The sequence below is a fragment of the Aeromicrobium sp. genome, assembly GCF_049586495.1.
Lineage (GTDB): Bacteria > Actinomycetota > Actinomycetes > Propionibacteriales > Nocardioidaceae > Aeromicrobium.
Map to the genome: position 1 here is coordinate 1 of NZ_JBAVCB010000236.1, position 4,026 is coordinate 4,026.

The 4,026-nt window shown below is 66.5% G+C and carries 5 protein-coding genes and 1 tRNA gene; 4 read left to right on the forward strand and 2 right to left on the reverse strand.

Translation table 11 applies throughout. The features are described from left to right. Positions 1-313, reverse strand: a 313-nt coding sequence (locus WB508_RS12180) for a dCTP deaminase (protein ID WP_423845148.1), incomplete at its 3' end; no start/stop codon positions are given. Positions 314-417: 104 nt separating this feature from the next. Between WB508_RS12180 and WB508_RS12185 the strand changes: the two genes are divergently transcribed. The 4 genes from WB508_RS12185 to WB508_RS12200 all read left to right on the forward strand — a co-directional run bounded on the left by WB508_RS12185 (position 418) and on the right by WB508_RS12200 (position 2,609). After that, complete coding sequence (locus WB508_RS12185) at positions 418-687, forward strand: hypothetical protein (RefSeq protein WP_423845149.1); 270 nt, start codon at positions 418-420, stop codon at positions 685-687. 2 nt (positions 688-689) lie between these two features. Then, positions 690-1,529: an FHA domain-containing protein gene (locus tag WB508_RS12190; RefSeq protein ID WP_423845150.1), complete on the forward strand. Its 840-nt coding sequence runs from the start codon at positions 690-692 to the stop codon at positions 1,527-1,529. A 69-nt stretch (positions 1,530-1,598) separates the two neighbouring features. Next, positions 1,599-2,513 carry an NADP-dependent oxidoreductase gene (locus WB508_RS12195; RefSeq protein WP_423845151.1) on the forward strand — a complete coding sequence of 305 codons (915 nt, stop codon included), beginning with the start codon at positions 1,599-1,601 and terminating at the stop codon, positions 2,511-2,513. 25 nt (positions 2,514-2,538) lie between these two features. After that, positions 2,539-2,609: transfer RNA gene (locus WB508_RS12200), tRNA-Gly, on the forward strand. A 173-nt stretch (positions 2,610-2,782) separates the two neighbouring features. On the opposite strand, the gene WB508_RS12205 is transcribed toward WB508_RS12200, so the two are convergent. Further along, the gene (locus WB508_RS12205) at positions 2,783-3,787 is read right to left on the reverse strand and encodes a response regulator transcription factor (RefSeq protein WP_423845152.1); all 1,005 of its coding nucleotides are present in this window, start codon (positions 3,785-3,787) and stop codon (positions 2,783-2,785) included. Positions 3,788-4,026 lie beyond the last annotated feature (239 nt).

Sequence of the window (4,026 nt, forward strand, 5' to 3'; positions counted from 1 at the left end):
AAGACTTTCCCTCGAGCCGAGCGGCGATGTCGTCGGGCAGCGTCACGAGCTCGTAGGTGGACCCGAGCACGAACTCACCGGGGTGCAGCACGAATGCCTCGTCCTGCCCGTTGCCGACCTCGACCTCACGAGTCAGATCGGACTGATCGACCTTGGGGTCGATGTGCGGGTACTTGTGGTTGTCGAACACCCGGAAGAACTTGTCCAGCCGCACGTCGATGCTGGAGGGCTGGATCATGCTGCGGTCCAAGGGGTCGAGGCCGATGCGCTCGGCGTCGATCTCGGCCAGGATGTCACGGTCGGAGAGGAGCACGAAGAGAAATCTACTTCACGCCGGACCGCGAGCGAGTCAGGATGTGAACCTGCCAAAGTCGCTGCGCGGTGGGATGGTGGATGTATTCATTCTCAGGAGGTCCCATGAGCACCGAACCCACCCCGCCTCGACCCCTCAGCGGCACGAGCACCGGACCGCACCCCGTCACCGACTGGACCGATCTCGGGCGTGAGATGTGGGAGTACCTCACCGGTCGCGGCGCCGCTGTCAGCTACGAGCTGGTCGACCTGGAGATCGAAGTGCCGCGCGACACCGGTCCCGACGCCGCCCATGCGACGTGGCGGTTCAACGGAACCATCCGGGTCGCCACGAGCGACGATGAATTCGCCGGCGCTGAAAACCGACAGGCCTGACCGTGACCGTCCTCATCGTCGATCTACGGTTCGAGGTCGACACCCCCGACGGCGAGCACGCCTCGGGCACGGTGCGCTCCGACGGCACCCACATGGTCGTCCAGAGCTCAAATCTTGCCGTGCTCGCCAGCGGACGGTCCGGCAGCGACCTGCAGTCGATCGCACGCGCCGTGGCCAAGCAAGGTCTTGTGGTGACCGTGGCCGACCAGAACGGGCCGGTGATGAGCCTGGGCGCCGTGCGCCGGCGCTTCTGGCACCGCTTCGTGACCCGCTCGAAGTTCGTGAAGGTCGTGAGCTGGCGCGCCGCGGCCAAGCTGAAGGCGATCGCCGTGGCCGGCCGCGGCGAGGGACTCAGCCTGCCTCCACCAACGCCCGTGCCTTTGCACCTGCCGCGTGCCCCATGGAGCCGCCGCCGGGTCACCACGACCCATGATCCGTATGGCGGTGGGCATCCGCGGCTCTATCTGTCCGACACTCGCTCGCCGGCCGATGCGCGCAAGGTCTTGGTGTTTCCGCTCGCACCCGGCATCAACGTGATCGGCAACGGGGAGGGTGTCCATCTCGACCTCGATGGAATTGACTCCCTGCAGGCCGTCGTGGAACGTACCGCCGACGACGAGTACGTGCTGATGGGTCGCGGCACCACCGTCCACACCTACGTCAACGGCCAGGAGCTTCCACGGCAGCGGTTGCGCACTGGTTCGCGGATCGAGATGGGGCCGTGGCGACTCACCTACGTGCGCGACGAGTCCTCTGACCACGGACGTCCTTACGGCGGTCGCATCGGCGGCGAGCTGGGTCGGCAGCGGCCACAGGAGCAGGTCACCTACTACCAGCGCTGACGCGAGACGGGCTGGAAGTCAGGGCGGAATTCTGTCGCCCCCGGCATGGTTGTACCGGGCATGCGAGCCATGACATTCGACCAGTACGGGGACCCCGACGTCCTCTCCCTCACCGAGCAGCCCGACCCGAAGGTCGGCCCCGGGGAGGTCCTCATCGAGGCCCGGGCGGCCAGCGTGAATCCGGTTGACTGGAAGATCGTTTCCGGTGGCCTCGACGGCATGATGGACGTCCGTTTCCCGGCCGTGCCCGGCTGGGACGTCGCGGGTGTGGTGGTGGCGGTCGGACCGGACACCCCCGAATGGTCTGTCGGCGACGAGGTGATGGCCTACGCCCGCAAGGACTACGTGCACGGCGGAACGTTCGCCGAGAAGGTGACCGCTCCGGCCCGCACGGTGGGCCGCAAGCCGGAGTCGCTGTCGTGGGCCGAGGCCGCCTCGGTGCCGCTGGCGGGGCTCACCGCTCTGCAGGTGCTGGACGGATTGGACGTCGACGAGTCCACCACCGTGCTGATCCACGGCGGCGGAGGCGGCGTCGGTTCCTTCGGGATCCAGATCGCGCGCGCCCGTGGCGCCCGCGTCATCGCCACCGCGTCGTCCGGCCAGCACGACCGACTGCGGGCTCTCGGCGCCGAGCCGGTCGAGTACGGCGAAGGCCTGGTCGACGCCGTGCGGGCGCTGGCGTCTGACGGTGTTGACGCGGTGGCCGACTTCGTCGGTGGCGTCGTCGAGCAGACGACAGCCGTGCTCGCCGACGGTGGCCGGCACGCCTCGGTCGCCGACCCGAGTGCCGTCGAGGCCGGTGGCGCCTGGCGCTGGGTCCGCCCAGCTGCCGACGATCTGGAACGACTCGCCGCGCTGGTCGATGCCGGTCACCTGACCGTCGACGTCGAGGAGATCTTCCAGCTCGAGGACGCAGCAGCGGCGTTCGCCCGTAGCCAAGAGGGTCACGTGCACGGCAAGCTTGCCATCTCGATCTCCGAGTAGGCTGACTGCGTCACTCCGGTGGCGCGCCGATGTAGCTCAATGGCAGAGCGCTTGCTTCCCAAGCAAGACACGCGGGTTCGATTCCCGTCATCGGCTCGCAGTAACATCGCAGGTCACGCCGAGGCTGGTACCCCTGTCAGTCGGAACTCCACGCGGTGCAGTCCACGGTGGCACTGACCTGCCTGAACGCCAGCATCGCACGCCATGCTTCCAAGCGCGGGCTGGTTCGATTCCTCGTTGTCCGGTCCGCAACATAGGCGTGCTTTCGCCTAATCCGGATCGTCAGCTTCATCTCGCGCGGAATCTAAGGCGTCGCGGTACGCAACGACGGCCGAAACGCGTCGATGGGTCTCCGGGGCGTCGGCGAGATCAAACTTTCGGAAGATCGACGTGGCGTGCTTTTCGACCGAGGACAGTGACAGGTGCAGCGTCTTGGCAATCACGGGGTTGGACATGCCTTCAGCCATGTGCTCGAGAACAATCAGTTCTCGGGACGTGAGTCGCGCCAGTACACCAGGTGGAGCGACCGGCCGGACGCGACGCCCCATCCGTTCGCGCACCTCGGCGAGCTCGTCTGACAGCGAATCGATGTGTCGCACGACCGGGCCGAAGGCAACAGCCAGTGGGAAAACCGGCGCGCCGAGAAGGAAAAGAACCGTGACGGCCCCTTGCTGTTTGGCGCCTAGGAGGGTTCCCGCGATGACGAGTGCAGCGATGACGCCCAGCCCGCCGATGGGCCATCGCATCGCCGCTCGGTCGACCAGTTCGGCACGCCGATAGCGCACGATGAACGTGATGACGGCGAGCAGGGGAAGCAACATCAATGGCGCAGCCGCGAGGCTCGCGGCGCGCTCCGGTAGAAGCTGAACCACCGGACCGAGCTCTCGCGCGTCATCGAGAATGGCCGGGGTGGGGCCTGAAGCGGCTGCTACCAACGGCCCCGCGGCAGCGAGCGCCGCCGCCGCCGCGATCAGCTTGATCGACGGATGCTCGTTGGGATACACCGCGGCCAGCCAGACGAAGGCGACGAACCCACCCACGAAGAGAAGCTGCGACGCCACATGAGTCCAATCGGCAACCCCGCTGTCGGCCGCAAGCGCATGGCTAGCGCTGAGAAACGCCAAGAGATGTGTGCACCCCACCGCGGCCAGTCCGCCCACCACTAGGGCCGGCGTTCCCAAGCGATAACCGATCAGACCGGCGCCGAGAAAGCAGGTCGGGACGATGAGCATTTCAAGCACGTGCCAATTCTGGCCCGTCGCGCGGTCCTCCACCCTGCGGTCGACCGTAAAGGTCTGCCATTGCGGTCAACCACGTAGTGCTCGCCATGCCCGATTCTTAGCGTCGATGACGTCCACCCCCGAACTGAAAGGACAGTCATGACCACATTCCAACGAGCGGCGCAGGTGCTTCTGGTGATCTTCGGCCTGCTCACGATCGTCTTCTACTCATCGGTCTATACCGCCACGGGCGACGACGCATTTCCTGACGACGCCAATGCCCTCATCGCCAC